The sequence below is a fragment of the Arthrobacter sp. SIMBA_036 genome, assembly GCF_046535135.1.
Taxonomy (GTDB): Bacteria; Actinomycetota; Actinomycetes; order Actinomycetales; family Micrococcaceae; genus Arthrobacter.
The window spans coordinates 1-252 of sequence record NZ_JAWRXG010000342.1; the positions used below are offsets into that span (position 1 = coordinate 1).

Annotated in this window: 1 pseudogene; it reads right to left on the reverse strand. The window is 67.5% G+C overall.

Annotation, left to right across the window (positions count from 1 at the left end):
• Positions 1-214, reverse strand: a pseudogene (locus SB659_RS20125) (hypothetical protein); the annotation flags it as partial.
• Positions 215-252 lie beyond the last annotated feature (38 nt).

Here is a 252-nt window from a genome sequence, read left to right on the forward strand (position 1 = left end):
CGCTCTCAGCGACGCCGCGGCCGATCAGTGCGCGCGTGAAGACGCCGGTGCCCGGCCCGAGTTCGATGACGCGGCCGGCTGCCGGGTCGATCTCCTGGGTAATGAGCTGGGCCAGCGAGCGGCCCGACGGAATGGCAGAGGCGACGCGCAGCGGATTTCGCAGCCAGGCGCGCAGAAATAGAAACGTGTCGGAGGATGTGCAGGTGGTGTTCACGGCTTGCAGCTCCAGTGCCCGTTGGAATTGGCGGATGG